The organism is Neoaquamicrobium sediminum (assembly GCF_040970315.1).
Taxonomy (GTDB): Bacteria; Pseudomonadota; Alphaproteobacteria; order Rhizobiales; family Rhizobiaceae; genus Aerobium; species Aerobium sediminum.
Genome location: NZ_JAZHFV010000001.1, coordinates 356525 through 374976 on the forward strand (window position 1 = coordinate 356525; position 18452 = coordinate 374976).

General features: G+C 63.2%; 20 protein-coding genes. 12 read left to right on the forward strand and 8 right to left on the reverse strand.

Annotated features, from left to right (window positions below; translation table 11 throughout):
- Positions 1-8: 8 nt before the first annotated feature.
- Together V1479_RS01735 and V1479_RS01740 are read right to left on the reverse strand one after the other, a co-directional pair.
- Positions 9-668, reverse strand: a complete 660-nt coding sequence (locus V1479_RS01735; protein WP_173188611.1) for a phosphoribosylanthranilate isomerase — start codon at positions 666-668, stop codon at positions 9-11.
- A 32-nt stretch (positions 669-700) separates the two neighbouring features.
- Positions 701-1360, reverse strand: a complete 660-nt coding sequence (locus V1479_RS01740; protein ID WP_173188609.1) for a hypothetical protein — start codon at positions 1358-1360, stop codon at positions 701-703.
- Positions 1361-1494: 134 nt separating this feature from the next.
- Between V1479_RS01740 and V1479_RS01745 the strand changes: the two genes are divergently transcribed.
- Positions 1495-1713 (forward strand): hypothetical protein, encoded by a 219-nt coding sequence (locus V1479_RS01745; protein WP_173188607.1) that lies wholly within the window; start codon positions 1495-1497, stop codon positions 1711-1713.
- Here the strand turns inward: V1479_RS01745 and V1479_RS01750 are convergent, their stop codons facing one another.
- The 4 genes from V1479_RS01750 to V1479_RS01765 all read right to left on the reverse strand — a co-directional run bounded on the left by V1479_RS01750 (position 1714) and on the right by V1479_RS01765 (position 5078).
- A complete protein-coding gene (locus tag V1479_RS01750; protein ID WP_368801390.1) occupies positions 1714-2478 on the reverse strand; it encodes a M48 family metallopeptidase in 765 nt (254 codons plus the stop codon). It lies immediately after the preceding gene.
- A gap of 119 nt (positions 2479-2597) precedes the next feature.
- The gene (locus V1479_RS01755) at positions 2598-3035 is read right to left on the reverse strand and encodes a DUF2852 domain-containing protein (protein ID WP_368801391.1); all 438 of its coding nucleotides are present in this window, start codon (positions 3033-3035) and stop codon (positions 2598-2600) included.
- A gap of 106 nt (positions 3036-3141) precedes the next feature.
- Positions 3142-4296, reverse strand: coding sequence for a benzoate/H(+) symporter BenE family transporter (locus V1479_RS01760; RefSeq protein ID WP_368801392.1), 1155 nt, complete (start codon positions 4294-4296; stop codon positions 3142-3144).
- A complete protein-coding gene (locus V1479_RS01765) occupies positions 4296-5078 on the reverse strand; it encodes an alpha/beta hydrolase (RefSeq protein WP_368801393.1) in 783 nt (260 codons plus the stop codon). Before V1479_RS01765 ends, V1479_RS01760 begins: the two co-directional genes overlap by 1 nt.
- Before the next feature lie 216 nt (positions 5079-5294).
- Between V1479_RS01765 and infC the strand changes: the two genes are divergently transcribed.
- From infC to V1479_RS01810, 9 genes are all read left to right on the forward strand, one after another.
- On the forward strand, positions 5295-5831 hold the full coding sequence (gene infC / locus V1479_RS01770; RefSeq protein WP_368801970.1) for a translation initiation factor IF-3: 537 nt from the start codon (positions 5295-5297) through the stop codon (positions 5829-5831).
- A 120-nt stretch (positions 5832-5951) separates the two neighbouring features.
- Positions 5952-6605 carry a methyltransferase family protein gene (locus V1479_RS01775; RefSeq protein ID WP_368801394.1) on the forward strand — a complete coding sequence of 218 codons (654 nt, stop codon included), beginning with the start codon at positions 5952-5954 and terminating at the stop codon, positions 6603-6605.
- A 175-nt stretch (positions 6606-6780) separates the two neighbouring features.
- A complete protein-coding gene (gene rpmI / locus V1479_RS01780; RefSeq protein ID WP_173188599.1) occupies positions 6781-6990 on the forward strand; it encodes a 50S ribosomal protein L35 in 210 nt (69 codons plus the stop codon).
- Positions 6991-7024: 34 nt separating this feature from the next.
- Entirely contained in the window at positions 7025-7426 is a 402-nt protein-coding gene (gene rplT, locus V1479_RS01785; RefSeq protein ID WP_368801395.1) for a 50S ribosomal protein L20, read from the forward strand.
- Positions 7427-7553: 127 nt separating this feature from the next.
- Positions 7554-8651: a phenylalanine--tRNA ligase subunit alpha gene (gene pheS, locus V1479_RS01790; protein ID WP_368801396.1), complete on the forward strand. Its 1098-nt coding sequence runs from the start codon at positions 7554-7556 to the stop codon at positions 8649-8651.
- Positions 8648-9067: a GFA family protein gene (locus tag V1479_RS01795; RefSeq protein ID WP_438620475.1), complete on the forward strand. Its 420-nt coding sequence runs from the start codon at positions 8648-8650 to the stop codon at positions 9065-9067. Before pheS ends, V1479_RS01795 begins: the two co-directional genes overlap by 4 nt.
- 3 nt (positions 9068-9070) lie before the next feature.
- The gene (gene pheT / locus V1479_RS01800) at positions 9071-11551 is read left to right on the forward strand and encodes a phenylalanine--tRNA ligase subunit beta (protein ID WP_368801397.1); all 2481 of its coding nucleotides are present in this window, start codon (positions 9071-9073) and stop codon (positions 11549-11551) included.
- Between the two features lie 124 nt (positions 11552-11675).
- Positions 11676-11906 (forward strand): hypothetical protein, encoded by a 231-nt coding sequence (locus V1479_RS01805; RefSeq protein WP_368801398.1) that lies wholly within the window; start codon positions 11676-11678, stop codon positions 11904-11906.
- A gap of 23 nt (positions 11907-11929) precedes the next feature.
- A complete protein-coding gene (locus V1479_RS01810) occupies positions 11930-12916 on the forward strand; it encodes a Gfo/Idh/MocA family protein (RefSeq protein WP_368801399.1) in 987 nt (328 codons plus the stop codon).
- Here the strand turns inward: V1479_RS01810 and V1479_RS01815 are convergent.
- Complete coding sequence (locus tag V1479_RS01815; RefSeq protein ID WP_368801400.1) at positions 12913-13269, reverse strand: DUF423 domain-containing protein; 357 nt, start codon at positions 13267-13269, stop codon at positions 12913-12915. The two genes, V1479_RS01810 and V1479_RS01815, sit on opposite strands and share 4 nt — an antisense overlap.
- Before the next feature lie 177 nt (positions 13270-13446).
- Positions 13447-14817 (reverse strand): HD-GYP domain-containing protein, encoded by a 1371-nt coding sequence (locus V1479_RS01820; protein WP_368801401.1) that lies wholly within the window; start codon positions 14815-14817, stop codon positions 13447-13449.
- A 275-nt stretch (positions 14818-15092) separates the two neighbouring features.
- Between V1479_RS01820 and dnaK the strand changes: the two genes are divergently transcribed.
- Both dnaK and dnaJ read left to right on the forward strand, forming a co-directional pair.
- Entirely contained in the window at positions 15093-17009 is a 1917-nt protein-coding gene (gene dnaK, locus V1479_RS01825) for a molecular chaperone DnaK (RefSeq protein ID WP_368801402.1), read from the forward strand.
- Positions 17010-17224: 215 nt separating this feature from the next.
- Entirely contained in the window at positions 17225-18352 is a 1128-nt protein-coding gene (dnaJ, locus tag V1479_RS01830; RefSeq protein ID WP_368801403.1) for a molecular chaperone DnaJ, read from the forward strand.
- Positions 18353-18452 lie beyond the last annotated feature (100 nt).

Sequence of the window (18452 nt, forward strand, 5' to 3'; positions counted from 1 at the left end):
CGGTCCCGTCAGGCGGCGCTTCTGCCCCGTGCAATCCTGACGGATTTGAAGAAATCTTCGATCAACGCCGTGTCCTTGACGCCCGGTGCACTTTCCACGCCCGACGAGATGTCTATGCCGGGCGGGTTCGCTAACCTCAGCGCGTCGCCGATATTGGCGGCGTTCAATCCTCCCGAAAGCATGTAATCGATGCTCGGGTCAAGGCCTGCCAGCAGACGCCAGTCGAACGAAACGCCGTTGCCGCCGGGAAGTTCTGACCCCCTGGGAGGCTTGGCGTCGAACAGGAACCGGTCCGCGACCCCACGCCAGGGGGCGATCCGGTCGAAATCAGCCGCCGCGCTGACCGAAAAGGCCTTCATCACCGGCAGGCCGTAGCGCGCCTTGACCTCGGCCACGCGTTCGGGGCTTTCCTTGCCATGAAGCTGCAGCATGTCCGGCGCCATTGCCTGGACGATCGCGTCGAGAAACGCGTCGTCCGCGTCGACGGTAACGGCCACCGCCTGCGCCTTGCCTCTCGCGGCCAGCCGTAGAGCACCCGCCTGCTCCGGTGCCACGTTGCGAGGGCTCTTGGCGAAGAAGATGAAGCCGACATGCGAGGCGCCGCCCGCAACGGCAGCATCCAGCGTCTCCGGCGTCTTCAGTCCGCATATCTTGATGTCGAAGGTCATACGTTTCTTATCGGCACGAAAAACGGCAGATTTCAAGAAGCTGCCACGAGACCGAGCACGATGCCGCCAATGATGCCGAGCAGCAGCACGGCGGGAGCCAGAAGCAGCGAACGCACAACGGTCTGACGTGCGTAGTCGCGAAAGAAGATATACTGCACGGCCAGAAACCAGAGGGTCACCGCCGCGAACGCGGCATAGACGGGCATGGAATCGTGCTGGATGTTGACCAGCGTCGGCGATGCGATCAGCGCGAAAGGGGCGCAGATATAGCACTGCAGATAAAATGGCGTTCGCAGCGTTTCGCGAGAGATAGAGCCCGGCGTCAGCAGGTCGAGCAGCAGCGCGCCGCAGAGCGGAAAAAACGAAAACACCACCATCCTGTAGAAGATCAGGAAGAACCATGAGCTCGTAAGCAGGCTGCCGATGGTTGTCCCAAGCAACAGGGCGCGCTGTTCGTCGGTGAAGGGAGTGAGGAGCGTACCGATGGTGATCGAGATGAAGATCATGAGCGCCGGGCGCATGGCCTCCGAAAAGGCCACGTCTGGATCGCCTCGCGATTCGGCGTAGACATATTGCAGTGTTGAAGCCGGGCGCACGATCATGCGCAGCAGTGTCAGTGGATAGAAAAGTATCCACATCATCACATCGTAGATGCCCTGCTCGACTGCCTTGGCGAAATTGAAGAAGTCCAATCCGGCCTCCGGGGACGCGCAACGTGGCAACGCTTGCCATGAAATGCCGACCAAGTCGAGAAACCCGGCGGTTCAATCCGATGGCGTCATGGTCTAGGTTTAGACCTGATCCAGCGAGGCGGGAGAAGGTGGCGATGAGCGATAACGAAACGATGAAGGTGCGCGCAAAGCTGGAGCAGGCCCGCTCCGTAATCGCATCGCTGCTCGGCGATGGTCTGGCAGCCGGTTCCGAAGGCCAGCGCGCGCTCGACTATTTCGCAAGCGATCGGTTCGAGCCCGATTTCCTACCGTGGCCTCGAACCGCCTCCGAAGGCACCCGCCCCGAAGACCTCAACGCCGCGAACGATGATTGACTAAGCGAACTGTATCGCCTGCAAGGAGCCGCCATTGCGTTTGAGCCATGCGCGGGCCTCGTCCGTTCGTGGGCAGAGTTCGCGACACAGTGCCCAGAACTTCGGCCCGTGGTTCATTTCACGCAGATGCGCGACCTCGTGGGCAACGAGATAGTCGATCACCGTCGGGGGCGCCATCATGATGCGCCACGAGAAGGACAGGCTGCCATCGGCCGTGCAGGACCCCCAGCGTGAAGAGGTATCCTTGAAGCGCACAGCTTTCGCCGCCCTGCCGACGGCTGCGGTGTGCTTGGCCACCAGCGCCTCGATGTCGCGCTTGGCCTCGCGCTTGAGGAAGTCTGCTAGACGCCGGGGCAGATGCCGCCGCTCTCCGTGCACGAAAAGCGCAGGCACATCGTCTTGCCGGCCCACGGTGACGGTTCCGCGCTTGCCCGGTTCGTGGACGATGAGATGAGGCACGCCTCGTAGCGGGATCTTGATACCCGTCCGCACCTGCGGCTGATCCGGCACCTTGGCGAGTTTCGTCTCCAGCCAGCCCTGGTGTCGGTCGAGAAAGCGCTCGACCTCGCCGCGCGCCAGACCGGGCGGCACCGTGATCCGCAGCCCCCGACCGCCCGCATCGATGCGCAGCGTCAAACGCTTGGCACGGTCGTTCTCGACGATCCGCAGCGGCAATTCGCGGCTTCCGACCACGTGAAGGCGCTCCTGCGCAACGCTGCGCGTTGCCTTCGTCGTGCGGGATTGTCTGAGAAAGCCAAGGACCATGTCGATAATCTATCCGATTCGCCGTGGTGGTGGAGTGACAGCAAATACGCTCAAACGAAAACGGCGCTGGAGATTTCCAGCGCCGTTTCCGGGAGGATGCACTTGCGTGCAAACCAGTATCAGACTTCGTCGAGCAGGCCTTCGCCACCCTTCTTGCCCTTGCGGGGGGCAGGGGTAGACTTCGAGCGTTCGGCCATGAAGCGGTCAAACTCCTGCTGGTCCTTCGCCCGGCGAAGTTCGCGGGCATAGTCGTCGAATTCCTCGCGCATTTCGTCGAGCTTGCGACGCTCTTCAGCGAGGCGCTCGAGTTCCTTGGCGCGCCAGTCGTCGAAAGCGACGTTTCCTGTCCGTGCGTGCATGTGTGCTCCTTTCCGGCAAGAGCCGAAAAAGCTTTCGCGGGTCCTGCTCCAGTCACCCTTGAAATCTTCAAGGCGATCGCCCCACAGAATGTAGGCGAGCATGGCAAGGCCGAGCGGCCAGAACACCATGAAACCAACGACCATCAGCGCGATGGTGGCAGGCGTCCACGCAGGACGGATCAGAGCGGTCTTGGTCATGATCATCCGTTCCCTTTGGTTGGGCGCAGCCCCGATCGGCTGCATGATTTCGAAATGGGAACGGCCAAATCGCCATTCAAGACTGGGCAGTGGAAAACCGGATAAGCTACTGTTTGGAAAAGCGGATTTTCGCTGCGTCCAGCGCCAGAACGACAATGCCGGCGACCAGGCCCCAGAAGGCGGAGCCGATCCCGGCCGCTGTGAGGCCGGACGCGGTGACCGCGAACGCCACCGTGGCGGCGATGCGATCGCCCGGTTCGGCGATGGCGATCGATAGCGCGTTGGCGAGCGGCGCCAGAAGGCCGAGGCCGGCGACGAGCACGATGAGGCTCGGCGGCAGCACGGCAAAAAGTGACACCAGTGATGCGCCGAACAAGGCGAAGACCAGATAGGTCAGGGCGTAGAATGGGCCTGTCAGCCAGCGCTTCTGCGGATCGGGATGCGCGTCCGGGCCGGTGCAGATCGCGGCCGAAATCGCCGCAAGGTTGGTCGTGATCGCGCCGAACGGTGCCGAAACAAGCGAGAAGAAGCCGGTCACGGCAATCAGCGGGCCGGCCGGCGGTTCGTAGCCCGATGCCCTGAGTACGGCGAGACCCGAGAGGTTCTGCGACGCCATCGTCACCAGATAGAGCGGGATCGCCAGCCCGATGACCGCGGTTGGCGAGAATTCTGGCGTGATCCAGGTCAGGGTGGAGATTTCCAGCGGCGGCAGCGCCGGCACCCGGCCCGTCAGCCATGCCAGGACAACACCTCCGACAAGCACGAAGAGCACCGACATGGCCGGACTGACCAGCCGGATCAGAAAGAATGCCGCCAACAGCGGCAACACGAGCCCGGCGTCCGCCTGGGCCGTTCTTGCCGCCGCCATCACGAAGCTGACGACAATGCCGGCAAGCATGCCAGATGCCACCGATGCCGGAATCCGCGAGATCAGGCGGGTTAGCGGCTTGAACAGACCTGTTGCGACCAGCAGCAGGGCGGCGACGATGAAGGCGCCAACGGCCTGCTCTATGGTGAAACCCGAACTCGCCGCGACCAGCGCGGCGCCCGGCGTCGACCATGCCGTCACCACCGGCATGCGGTAGCGCCATGAAAGCCAGGCCGTTTCGAAGGCCATCGCCAGGCAGACCGCCGCGACCCAGCTCGTCGTCTGCTCGCGTGTGGCCCCGACCGCGGTCGCCGCCGCGATGATCAGCGCCAGCGTTCCACCGAAGCCGACGATTGCCGCGACGAACGCGGAAGCCGGGACGGATGTGCGCATCAGGAGCGTTCCGCCGCGCGTTCGACCAGGCCTTCAAGGGCGGCGACCATCATCGACAGGTCCTGCGGCCGCGACAGGCGATGGTCGCCGTCGCGAACCAGAGAAAGCGTCACGTCGTCGGCCGGCAGGTGCTCGACAAGCTTCAGCGCATGCTCGTAAGGCACGTCGGGATCGGCCATGCCCTGCAGGATATGCACCGGGCAGTGCGTATCGATGAGCCCGACCATGACCCGGTTGGCGCGCCCGTCTTCGAAAAGCGCGCGCGTGTAGATGTTGGGCTCCGGAGAATAGTCCGACTGCTCGGCGAAAAAACCTTGTTCCTCGAGATCGCGGCGCTGGCTGTCGGTGAGCTGCGGCTCCATCAGCTCGACCGTGAAATCGGGCGCCGGGGCCAGAAGCAGCATGCCGGCGACACGGTCGCCTCCTCCAGCCTTGTGCAACTCCTGCACCATGCGCAGCGCGATCCAGGCGCCCATCGACGACCCGACGAGAATCTGCGGTCCGACCGTGCGCTGGCGGAAAACGGCGAGGCTCTGCGCCAGCCAGCGCGAGATCGTCCCGTCCGCAAAGGCGCCACCCGATTCACCGTGGCCCGAATAGTCGTGGCGGGTGAACGCATGGCCATGCTCCGCCGCCCATTGGTCGAGAGTCTCGGCCTTCGTGCCCAGCATGTCGGAACGGTAGCCGCCGAGCCACACGATGCCTGGCGTCTTGCCGTTGCGGTGGCGCACGGCGATGCGGTCACCATCGACCGACAGGTATTCGGGAGTGCTGTTTTGCATGGACGAAACCTCCGGGCCTTCCTATATGACGAGCTTGCCGGCACGCCTACCCCCGTGACGATCACCCGGTGACGCTCGTTCCCTCGAGGCAAAGCGTTCAGGGGGCTCGTGATTCTTCCGCTCATGTGCTAATGACGGTCGCGCCGAGCGCGCTGCAAGGCATGCGCAGGCATATTCTACAACCAATCTCGTCAACGATTCGAGGAGACTACGACCATTCGCAGACCACACAGAGCCGCAGCCCCGGTCAAGGAAGGGCCGCGCGCAAATCTCGAGATTCGCGTTCCGCAGGTGCAGCTTATCGATGCCGAAGGTGTGAACCGCGGCGTCGTTTCAATCAATGATGCGCTGCTTGCCGCGGAAGACGCCGGCATGGATTTGGTCGAGATCGTGCCCCACGCCCAGCCTCCGGTGTGCAAGATCGCCGACCTCGGCAAGATGAAATATCAGAGCCAGAAGAAGGCCGCCGAGGCTCGCAAGCGCCAGAAGACCATCGAGATCAAGGAGATCAAGATGCGTCCGAACATCGACGACCACGATTATGAGACGAAGATGAAGGCCGTTCGCCGCTTCTTCGACGAAGGCGACAAGGTCAAGCTGACGCTTCGTTTCCGCGGCCGCGAAATGGCGCATCTGGAGCTTGGTATGCAGCTCCTCAACCGGGTCAAGGAAGAGGTCGGCGAAATCGCCAAGGTCGAGGCCGAGCCGAAGCTCGAAGGCCGTCAGATGATGATGGTCCTGGCGCCCAAATGACGGCGCAGACCTCCTGAAACGAAATATGGAAGGCCGCTTCGGCGGCCTTCTGCTTTTTTGCCACGATTGCGTTTCAATGCGCGGTGACGGGCAGGTAAACTTCGCGGGGAGGCGGTTTTGATGACCGACACCAGTCGCCACGCCTCAGGGCAGGCCAAGTCGTACGACGAATTGCGTCGCTATCAACGTCGCCGGCGCTACGTACTCGCCTTGCTGATCGGTCTGATTTTCCTGGCGCTTTTATTTGTCCGCTCCGAGGCGGCTCCCGGGCAGGCGATGCACGAATACATGGAATGGATCGGCGGTGTGCTGATCCTGGTGGCCATCCTGGGACGCACGTGGTGCACGCTTTATATTGGCGGACGCAAAAGCGCGGAGATTGTCACCGAGGGCCCGTATTCGGTGACCCGCAACCCTCTCTATGTGTTTTCCGCGATAGGCGCAGCAGGTATTGGCGCCATGACCGGCAGCATCATCATCGCGCTGGCCTTCGCCGTGCTCACATGGCTGGCCTTTCTGGCTGTGATCCAGGTCGAAGAACGTTTCCTGGAGCAGAATTTCGGTGATCCCTACCTGCGCTATATGGAGCAGGTTCCCCGCTTCTTTCCCAAGCCCTGGCTTTTCAGGGAAAGTGAAATGCTCGCCGTGAAGCCCAAGCTGCTTTACCGTACCTTCACCGACGGCCTCTTTTTTGTGCTCGCCTTTCCGTTCTTCGAGTTGGTGGAAGGGCTTCAGGAGGCTGGAGTTCTGCCAGTGATCCTGCATGTCTGGTGAGCGGGCAGTCTTCTAATCGGCTGTTGCGCTTTTTCGGGCTCGCCGCTATAAGGCCGCGTTCAAAACAGAAAGCCGCCCGGCAGGGCATGCCGTGGCGGTCTTTTATGCTTTTCGGACTTTGGTCGGTCCGAAGCAAGACAACGGCGCTTCACTGCGTCTCCAGAAAGGAAGCAAAATGCCCAAGATGAAGACCAAGTCGGCCGCCAAGAAGCGGTTCAAGATCACGGCCACCGGCAAGGTGAAGTCCGCTGCTGCGGGCAAGCGCCACGGCATGATCAAGCGTACCAACAAGTTCATCCGCGATGCCCGCGGCACGATGGTTCTCGCAGAACCGGATGCCAAGAAGGTCATCAAGAACTTCCTGCCCAACGGCGGCGGCCTCTGAGCCGGCTGGATACGAGATTTAAGGAGATCATGACATGGCACGCGTGAAGAGGGGCGTTACCGCCCACGCCAAGCACAAGAAGGTTCTTTCCCAGGCCAAGGGTTTCTACGGCCGCCGCAAGAACACCATCCGCATCGCCAAGCAGGCGGTCGAGAAGTCGCTGCAGTACGCCTACCGCGACCGCAAGAACCGCAAGCGCAATTTCCGCGCCCTGTGGATCCAGCGCATCAACGCGGCCGTCCGCGAGCACGGCCTGACCTATGGCCGCTTCATCGACGGCCTCAACAAGGCCGGCATCGAGATCGACCGCAAGGTTCTGTCCGACATGGCCATCCATGAGCCGCAGGCATTCGCTGCGCTGGTCGCCAAGTCGAAGACCGCGCTCGAATACCTCAAGGACACCACGCCGAATGCTTTTGAAAGCGCTGTCGCTTAAGACCAGCGCTTCCCAAGCATTCGAAAACTGATATTGGGAAACCCGCGCTGGCAGGGCTGGCGCGGGTTTTTTCGTATCCGCCGAGCGCGTTTCACGTGAATCTGACCGCAGGAAGTGACCCGAAGACATGAGCGCACAGCAAGCCGAACTGGAACAACTTGAAGCCGCGCTGCTTTCCGACATCGCCGGCGCGGCCGACGAGCAGGCGATCGAGGCGGTGCGCGTCTCGGCCCTTGGCAAGAAGGGCAGCGTCTCCGAGAAGTTGAAGACTCTGGGCGCGATGAGCGCGGAAGAGCGTCAGGTGATGGGGCCGGCGATCAACGGCCTGAAAAACCGCGTGGCCGAGGCGCTCGCCGCGCGCAGGAACGAGCTGCGCGATGCGGCGATCGACGCCCGTCTCGCCGCGGAAAAGCTCGACGTGACTCTGCCGGTACGTCAGTCGCCCGCCGAACGTGGCCGCATTCACCCGATCAGCCAGATCGTCGACGAAATCGCCGCGATCTTCGGCGACATGGGCTTCTCGATCGCCGAGGGGCCGGACATCGAGACCGACTACTACAACTTCACCGCGCTGAATTTCCCGGAAGGCCACCCGGCGCGCGAGATGCACGATACGTTCTTCTTCAATCCGAACGAGGCGGGCGAGCGCATGCTTCTGCGTACCCACACCTCGCCGGTGCAGATCCGCACCATGGAAACGCAGAAGCCGCCGATCCGCATCGTCATTCCGGGCAAAACCTACCGGCAGGATTCGGACGCCACCCATTCGCCAATGTTCCATCAGCTCGAAGGGCTGGTGATCGACAAGACCGCCAATGTCGCCAACATGAAGTGGGTGCTAGAGGAGTTCTGCAAGGCCTTCTTCGAGGTGCCGTCGCTCAACATGCGGTTCAGGCCGTCCTTCTTCCCGTTCACGGAACCGTCGCTGGAGGTGGACATCCAGTGCGATCGCTCGCGGCCGGGCGAAGTGCGCTTCGGCGAGGGCAACGACTGGATGGAAATCCTCGGCTGCGGCATGGTGCATCCGAACGTGCTGCGTTTCGGCGGGCTCGATCCGGACGAATATCAAGGCTTCGCCTGGGGCATGGGTATCGACCGCATCGCGATGCTGAAATACGGCATGCCGGACCTGCGCGCCTTCTTCGATGCGGACGTGCGCTGGCTCCAGCATTACGGCTTCCGCCCGCTCGACATGCCGACGCTGTTCGGCGGGCTGAGCTCGTGAGCAAGGTCCACACCGGCTCCTGCCGCTGCGGACTCATCTCGGCGGAGATGAGGACGGAGCCGTTTCTGCGCTCCTATTGCCACTGCCGCGACTGTCGCAAGCAGACAGGCGCGCCGTTGATGGCTTTTGTCGCCTGGCGCGAGACCGAGATCGCCTGGTTCGGCACGCCGAAGACGTTTCGTTCCGGCGGCGTGGAGCGCTCGTTCTGCGAGCATTGCGGCAGCCAGATCGGCTATCGCGACGACCTGTTGCCGGGCGATCTCTATTTCGCGCTCGGCTTCATGGACGAGCCGGAGCGCTATCCGCCGACACTGCACGCCTTCGAGAAGCGGCGCCTGCCATTCGTGCATATGGATGACGGCCTGCCCCACCTCGACGGCTTCTCCATCGAACGCCAGCCCGAGCAACGGAACTGAACCATGAAATTCACCCTTTCCTGGCTGAAAGATCACCTCGACACCGACGCCTCGCTGGCTGAGATCGTCGACACGCTCACCATGATCGGCCTCGAGGTCGAGAGCGTTGACGACAAGGCGGCGCTGAAGCCGTTCGTCATCGCCAGGGTCCTGACCGCCGAACAGCACCCCGACGCCGACCGGCTGCGCGTGCTTTCGGTCGATACGGGCTCCGGCGATCCCGTGCAGGTCGTCTGCGGCGCGCCGAATGCGCGCGCCGGCCTTGTAGGTGCGTTCGCGGCCCCCGGGACCTATGTTCCGGGCATCGACGTGACGCTGTCGGTCGGCAACATCCGCGGCATAGAAAGCCGCGGCATGATGTGTTCGGAGCGCGAGCTGCAGCTTTCCGACGAGCACGACGGCATCATCGACCTGCCGGAGGATGCGCCCGTCGGCACGCCGTTCGCGACCTGGGCCAAGCTCGATGACCCGGTGATCGAGATCAACCTGACGCCGAACCGGCCGGACGCGACCAGCGTCTACGGCATCGCGCGGGACCTTGCAGCGGCCGGACTCGGCACGCTGAAGAATGGCCCGGCCGCACCGGTGGCTGGCGAAGGCGTCTGTCCTGTCAAGGTGACGATCGAGGCGCCGGAGCTCTGCCCCGGTTTCGCGCTGCGGCTGGTCAGGGGCGTGAAAAACGGCCCGTCGCCGAAATGGATGCAGCAGCGCCTCATCGCCATCGGCCTGCGTCCGATCAACGCGCTGGTCGACATCACCAACTACGTCACCTTCGACCGTGGCCGCCCGCTGCACGTCTTCGACGCGAAGAAGGTTGCGGGCAATCTTGTCGTGCGTCGCGCGAAGGAGGGCGAGACGGTGCTGGCGCTCGACGGGCGTGAATACACGCTTACGCCGGACATGTGCGCCATCGCTGATGATAATGGGGTCGAATCGATCGCCGGCATCATGGGCGGCGAGCATTCGGGCTGCGACGAGACGACGACCGACGTGCTGATCGAATCGGCGCTGTGGGACCCGATGGCGACCGCCCGCACAGGCCGTACGCTCGGCATCGTCAGCGATGCCCGCTACCGGTTCGAGCGGGGCGTCGATCCCGAGTTCATGGTGCCAGGCATCGAGCTGGCGACGAAGCTGGTGACCGAGCTGTGCGGCGGCACGCCCAGCGAGACTGAAGTGGCGGGTTATGCAGGCCACGAGCCCAGGGTCGTTTCCTTCCCCTTCGCCGAGGTGAAGCGTTTGACCGGCATCGAAGTCGCGCCGGAGGAAAGCCGGGCGATCCTGTCGCGTCTCGGCTTCACGGTGGCCGATGCGGTCGAGATGACGATTTCGGCTCCTGGCGGGCTTGCCGAGCTTATGCCATCGAGCGGCGTGCATGCCGTGCCGTCCGGCGACCGGGTCGACGTGGCGGTGCCTTCCTGGCGTCCGGACGTCGACGGCAAGGCCGACCTGGTCGAGGAGGTGATGCGCATCCACGGCGTCGAGAAGATCGACCCGCAGCCGCTGGTCTCCCACGATGCCGTCAACGGCCGCATCCTGACGACCCTGCAGATCCGCACCCGCGCCGCAAAGCGCGCTCTGGCCGTGCGCGGCATGATGGAGGCCGTGACCTGGTCGTTCATCCCCGCAAGGCATGCCGAGCTCTTCGGCGGTGGACAGCCTGAATTGAAGCTGGCGAACCCGATCGCGGCCGACATGTCGGACATGCGCCCGTCGCTGCTGCCGGGGTTGATTGCCGCTGCCCAGCGCAATGCCGATCGCGGCTTCGCCGACGTGGCGCTGTTCGAGGTGTCGGGCACCTATGAGGGCGACAGGCCGGAGCAGCAGCGCCGGGTGGCCGGCGGCGTACGGCGCGGCACGGCGAAGATGGAAGGTCAGGGGCGCCACTGGGCCGGCAATGCCGCATCCGTCGGCGTCTTCGACGCCAAGGCCGATGCCTTCGCCGCGCTCGAAGCCTGCGGCGCGCCGGTCGACAAGCTTCAGGTCGAGGCAGGCGGCCCGGCCTGGTACCATCCCGGTCGTTCGGGCACGATCAAGCTCGGCCCCAAGGTAGTGCTGGGAACTTTCGGCGAGTTCCACCCCAAGACGCTCGAGGCGCTCGACGCTGCAGGCCCGCTATGCGGCTTCGAGGTGTTCATCGACGTCGTTCCCGAGCCGAAGGCGAAGGCCACGCGCACCAAGCCGCGGCTGGACCTGTCGCCGTTCCAGGCGGTGCGGCGTGATTTCGCCTTCGTGGTCGACAGAAACGTCGAGGCAGCCGCGCTGACCCGTGCGGCGGGCGCCGCCGACAGGAAGCTGATCACCGGCGTGCGCGTCTTCGACATCTTCGAGGGGCCGTCGCTCGGCGCTGACAAGAAGTCGGTCGCCATCGAGGTCGCCATCCAGCCGGTCGAGCGCACGCTCACCGATGAGGATTTCGAGGCGCTGGCAGGCCGCATCGTGGAGAACGTCGCCAAGCAGACCGGCGGCGTACTGCGGGGGTGATGTGTCGAGACTGACGCCGCTCGAGTTGTTCTTCGTCCGAGAATTCTGTCGAGCCGTGAAGCTTTCACTTACACCGGTTGAAGAGCTACGTGTTCGGAAGCGGAGGCAGGCTCTAACTGGCTTCATGACTGAGTTCGAGTCTGGGTCAGTCGCAGATGCTTTGAGATGGAATAAACGTGTTTTCGAGAGCCAGCGCATTGCGATCGTAGGTCCCGAAAGAATCGAATGCGGGATGCTTCTTTTCTTCGATAAAGAGTCAGGCAAACTCGATGCCGTTGAAGGCTTTGTGTATGGCGAGAGGTGGCCTGACGCGGAAGAACCGTTCTATTGGTCGGAAACCGAGCGTTTGAGCTAGGGCATATTTAAGGAGTAGAGGTCATGTTCCGCTGGGGGGTTCTCTCCACCGCAAAGATCGCCCGCGAGCAGGTGATTCCTGCTATCGTCGAAGCCGACAACGGCGTGCTTTCGGCGATTGCCAGCCGCGATGCCGAGCGCGCACGCGCCGCCGCGCTGCGCTTCGGTGCCCCGCATGCCTTCGGCTCCTACGAAGCGATGCTCGCCTCCGACACAATCGATGGCGTCTACATCCCGCTGCCGACCTCGCAGCATGTTGAATGGGCAATAAGGGCGGCCGATGCCGGCAAGCATGTGCTGGTCGAGAAGCCGCTGGCGCTGAAGGCGGGCGACATCCAAGCGGTGATAGAAGCGCGCGACCGCAACGGCGTGTTGATCTCGGAAGCCTTCATGGTCACGCACCATCCGCAGTGGCTGAAGGTGCGCGAGCTGGTTCGCGGCGGGGCCATCGGCCGGCTGCGCCACGTGCAGGGGGCGTTCGCCTATCACAATGTCGATCCGCACAACATGCGCAACCAGCCCGAGCTTGGCGGCGGCGCATTGCCCGACATAGGTGTCTACCCGACCGTCACTACCCGTTTCGTCACCGGCGCGGAGCCGATACGCGTCCAGGCAAGCGTCGAGCGCGACCCCACCTTCGGCACCGACATCTACGCCAGCATGCGCGCCGATTTCGGCACTTTCGAATTGTCCTTTTACGTCGCCACCCAGCTTGCGGCGCGGCAGTCGATGGTGTTCCACGGCGATGCGGGGTTCATCGAAGTTGCAGCCCCGTTCAATGCCGGCGGCTACGACCACCACCGTGTCACCCTGCACGACCGCGACCACGCGCAAGCGCAGGTGTTCCGTTTCCCCGGAACACAGCAATACCGGTTGCAGGCGCAGAATTTCGCCCGCGCCGCCCGTGGCGAGGACGCGCCGGTCTTCACGCTCGAGGATTCGGTGAAGAACCAGAAGCTGATCGACGCGATCTATCGCGCGGGTGAAAAGGACGGCTGGGAGCCGGTCTAACGTCTGGAGCTGCCAGCGAGCGCCGAGGCAGCGACGCCAAGCCAGCCGGCGATCAGCAGCGTACCCCCGGCGGGCGCGGCCATCGGGAACAGCCTCGACCCGGCGTAGTGACGCGCGAGAAGATCACCGCAGAAGAGCAGCAACCCGAGGAGCAGGATAGCCCCGCCACCTTTCAGCAAGCGGTTGCCGCCGATCAGGCCGATCGCCAGCAAGGCGGGCGCATGGGCAAGCAGGAACGAGGCGGCGGTGCCGACATTGCCGCCGCCGGCATGGGCCGCGACTGCCGAAAGGGCGACACCGGCCGCGCCGGCCAGGCCACCGACCACGATGAAAAAGCGCCCGCTGTCCGCCATCCTGCTACCGGGTCCTTTCAGATTGGGAGGTGTTGATGGCAGTTTGCAGCCAGCCGCGCAAGCATGGGCACACCACGTTTACAGACGGGGCGGGCCAAAATAGGGGGCGGTTTTTGGTCTGCGGAGATTCCGCACTGGTCTGCTCAGCGACATGCCCGCGGGCCTGTTACCGAAGCGTCAGGCCGCAGCCGCCTCCACAGTCGTCATGGCGCGGCGCAGGGCAGCGAGGCAGCCGGGATCGACAGCGGTGCCAACGTCGCGCTCCATGATTGCGAAGGCTTCCGAGACGGGCAGCGCCGCCCGGTAGGGCCGCTCGGCGGTCAATGCATCGAAGATGTCTGCGGTCGTGACGATGCGGGTGTCCGTGTCGATCGCGTCGGCATGCAGTCCGCGCGGATAGCCCTTGCCGTCAAGGCGCTCGTGATGTGCGCCTGCGATCCGGGACAGTTCACTGAAGATGCGGATCCGCCGGAGAATCTTTTCCCCCAGAACGGGATGGTTTCTGACGGAGGCCCATTCCGCCTCGTCCAGCTTGCCGGCCTTGTCCAGTATCTGGTTGGAAACGCCGAGCTTGCCGATGTCGTGCAGCAGCGCCGCCCGTTTCAGACGGCGCCTTCTGTCGTCGGAGTATCCGAGCTCCTCAGCGATCATGTCCGTGAAAAGCGCGACGCGCTCGCTGTGGCCACTGGTGAAGGGAAACTTTGCGTCGATCACCTTCGCGAAGGCGGCTGCGATGTCGTCGAGATAATCATCGTCGACCGGCTGCTGCACGTCGCCTTCTATCAGATCCGCCACCGCGAGTTGAAGTTCCGGCGAATCGAGCATGGTCCAGAAATGGGGCATCTGCGCCGCACGCTCGAACGCCTCTACCACCCTCGGGTCAAACCACGTCCCCGATCGCGCCCGCAGCTCGGCAATGGCCCGCTCGCTCCCGGCGCTCGCATGGAAAACATCGGCGATCTGCGCGGCGAGCGCGATGCGCGCATGTATGGAAATGGCTTCGGCTTCGAGCCCCATGGGATTGCCCGTGCCGTTCCAGTGCTCGTCCAGCTCGTGCACGCCGCGCGCAACCGCTTCGGGAAAGCGCATCTGCCGCACGATCTCGGCGCCCGTCTGGCAGCGTGTCTGGAACAGCTCGTTGACGATGGTCCCGCCGTGCATCGCTATGTTGAGAAGGGCGCGGAAGCGCTCCGCCAGCTTGGCTTTCATGCCGGTGCGTGACAGCACGAAGCCCAGAATGTGGGGCATGCTGTCCTTGACCAGATGGAAATCCTGCTTCAGCGCGATATCGTCGGCCAGGTAGAGCTGGCATATCCGCGCGGCATTGCTGCTGCAGCCGACATCCTTGAGCAGGATCGTGTAATAGAGATCCGAAAGCTCCGGTTCGGAAAGACCAAGCTCCCTGCCCGCGTGAAAACCCAGCCAGCAGGCTCTGACGCAGTGGCCCGTCGGATGGCCCTCGCTGATGTCGAGCGCATAGCTGAGCGCGCCGACGAGCTCGGAAAGGCGGATTCCCGCCTGCGCAGCAGTTTGTAGATCGTCGCCCATGGTTTCCCCCGACCAACCCATCATGGGCTCAGGGTATTAAGGGGCTCACGGTATTAAGGGAGTGTTGAGTTGTATCCAAAAGAGGTTGTGCAACGCCCTTTCCGGCGAAATCGCCTGTCACAGCGACTTGCGTGTCAAATCGGTGCTTCTTATATACGCCGCAACGTCGCGGGGACGTCGAACATGGCGGTTCCGCGAAAATCCAGAGTGTAAGGGGCCGTCCCCCGGAACGCCTCATAGGGTCCAGGACGACCTGCTAGACGGAGAGAATGAACATGGCCAAAGTTATCGGTATCGACCTCGGGACGACAAATTCCTGCGTCGCCGTGATGGACGGCAAGGACGCCAAGGTGATCGAAAACGCCGAAGGCGCGCGCACCACGCCCTCCATGGTTGCTTTTTCGGACGACGGCGAACGCCTTGTCGGCCAGCCTGCCAAGCGCCAGGCGGTGACCAATCCTGAAAATACGCTTTTCGCGATCAAGCGGCTGATCGGCCGTCGTTATGACGATCCGGTCACCGAGAAGGACAAGAAGCTCGTCCCCTACAAGATCGTCAAGGGCGACAATGGCGACGCATGGGTCGACGCCGGCGGCAAGAAGCAGTCGCCGAGCCAGATTTCGGCGATGATCCTGCAGAAGATGAAGGAAACGGCGGAAGCCTATCTCGGCGAAAAGGTCGAGAAGGCGGTCATCACCGTTCCCGCCTATTTCAACGACGCCCAGCGCCAGGCCACCAAGGACGCCGGCAAGATCGCCGGCCTTGAGGTCCTGCGCATCATCAACGAGCCGACCGCGGCCGCACTCGCCTACGGTCTCGACAAAAAGGACGGCAAGACCATCGCCGTCTATGACCTTGGCGGCGGCACCTTCGACATCTCGGTTCTGGAGATCGGCGACGGCGTGTTCGAGGTGAAGTCGACTAATGGCGACACCTTCCTCGGTGGTGAGGACTTCGACATGCGTCTGGTCGAATATCTGGCCGACGAGTTCAAGAAGGAACAGGGCATCGACCTGAAGAACGACAAGCTGGCTCTTCAGCGCCTCAAGGAGGCCGCCGAAAAGGCCAAGATCGAGCTGTCGTCCTCTTCGCAGACCGAGATCAACCTGCCCTTCATCACGGCCGACCAGACCGGCCCGAAGCACCTGACGATGAAGCTGACCCGCGCCAAGTTCGAATCGCTGGTTGACGATCTGGTGCAGCGTACGATCGGCCCCTGCAAGGCGGCGCTGAAGGATGCCGGCCTCAATGCCGGCGAGATCGACGAGGTGGTCCTGGTCGGCGGCATGACCCGCATGCCCAAGGTCCACGAGGTCGTGAAGCAGTTCTTCGGCAAGGAGCCGCACAAGGGCGTGAACCCCGATGAGGTTGTCGCCATGGGCGCGGCCATCCAGGCCGGCGTGCTCCAAGGCGACGTCAAGGACGTGCTGCTGCTCGACGTGACCCCGCTGTCGCTGGGCATCGAGACGCTGGGCGGCGTGTTCACCCGCCTGATCGAGCGCAACACCACGATCCCGACCAAGAAGAGCCAGGTCTTCTCGACCGCCGAGGACAGCCAGTCGGCTGTGACGATCCGGGTCTTCCAGGGCGAGCGCGAGATGGCGGCGGACAACAAGATGCTCGGCCAGTTCGATCTGGTCGGTATCCCGCCCGCACCGCGCGGCGTGCCTCAGATCGAGGTCACGTTCGACATCGACGCCAACGGCATCGTCAACGTTTCGGCCAAGGATAAGGGTACCGGCAAGGAGCATCAGATCCGCATCCAGGCCTCCGGTGGTCTGTCCGACGCCGACATCGAGAAGATGGTCAAGGACGCCGAAGCCAATGCCGACGCCGACAAGAAGCGCCGCGAGGCGGTCGAGGCTCGCAACCAGGCGGAAGCGCTCGTCCATTCGGCCGAGAAGTCGCTGAAGGACTATGGCGATAAAGTATCCGAGGACGACCGCAAGGCGATCGAGGATGCCGTGGCCGAGTTGAAGACCGCGATCGAGGGCGACGACGCCGAGGATATCAAGGCGAAGTCGAACGCGCTTGCTGAAGCCTCGATGAAGCTGGGCCAGGCCATGTACGAGGCCAGCCAGGCGGAAACCGCCGAGGCGGATGCCAAGGCTGACGCTGAAAAGAGCGGCGAGGATGTCGTCGATGCCGATTTCGAGGAAATCGACGACGACGACAAGAAGAAGTCGGCCTGAACGGCCTGATGAACGACGGAAACCCGGCCTTGCGCCGGGTTTTTCCGTGGACGGACGGGAGCCGCCCTCCCGAAGTCGCCAAAGCCGATCCTTAGAGCGCGGACTATGGCAAAAGCGGCCAAGGCTCATTAAATCGATGTCCAGCCGCGTGAAGGCGCAGACCTAGAACCTGCGCCGACGCTTGAACCAAGGCGGCCAACCGCCCAGGAAAGACGATGAAGGCTGATTTCTACGAAACGCTCGGGGTGCAGAAGGGGGCGGACGAAAAGGAACTCAAGAGCGCGTTCCGCAAGCTCGCCATGCAGTTCCATCCCGACCGCAATCCCGGCGATTCCGCCTGTGAGCAGAAGTTCAAGGAAATCAACGAGGCCTACGAAACGCTCAAGGACCCGCAAAAGCGGGCCGCCTATGACCGTTTCGGCCACGCAGCTTTCGAAAATGGCGGCATGGGTGGCGCGCAGGGCTTCGGTGCCGGTGGTTTCGCCGATATCTTCGAAGACATCTTCGGCGACATGATGGGTCGCCAGCGGCGTTCCTCCGGCGGCCGCGAGCGTGGCGCCGACCTGCGCTACAACATGGAAATCACGCTCGAAGAGGCTTTCAACGGAAAGACCGCCCAGATCCACGTGCCGGCTTCCGTGGTCTGCGACGAGTGCACGGGAAGCGGAGCGAAGCCGGGCACCCAGCCGGTGACCTGCTCGATGTGCCAGGGCTCAGGCCGCGTGCGCGCCTCGCAGGGCTTCTTCTCGATCGAGCGCACATGCCCGCAATGCCAGGGCCGCGGCCAAACCATTGAGGACCCGTGCCCGAAATGTTCGGGCCAGGGCCGCGTCACCGAAGAGCGCTCGCTCTCGGTCAACATTCCAGCAGGCATCGAAGACGGCACCCGCATCAGGCTCGCGGGCGAAGGCGAGGCGGGCTTGCGCGGGGGTCCATCGGGCGATCTCTACATATTCCTGTCGGTGAAGCCGCACGAATTCTTCCAACGCGACGGCGCCGATCTCTTCTGCAAGGCGCCGATCTCCATGACCACGGCCGCGCTTGGCGGTTCGTTCGAGGTGGCCACGCTCGATGGCACGCAGACGCGGGTGAAGGTTCCTGAAGGCACCCAGAACGGCAAGCAGTTCCGCCTGCGCGGCAAGGGCATGCCAATCCTCCGGCAGCCGACGATCGGCGATCTCTACATTCAGGTGGCGATCGAGACGCCGCAGAACCTGACGAAACGTCAGAGGGAATTGCTTGAGGAATTCGAAAAGATCTCCTCGCAGGAGAACAACCCGCAATCGACGGGCTTTTTCACCCGCATGAAGGACTTCTTCGAATCGTTTGGCGACAAGGCGTAGCGGTTTTGACGCGCCTTTATTTCGAGGTAAAATTTGCAGGCACGCTTGCAACGTAAAAACGCCACTTTAGTTTAGTAAGCGACATTTCCTACCCGGGAGG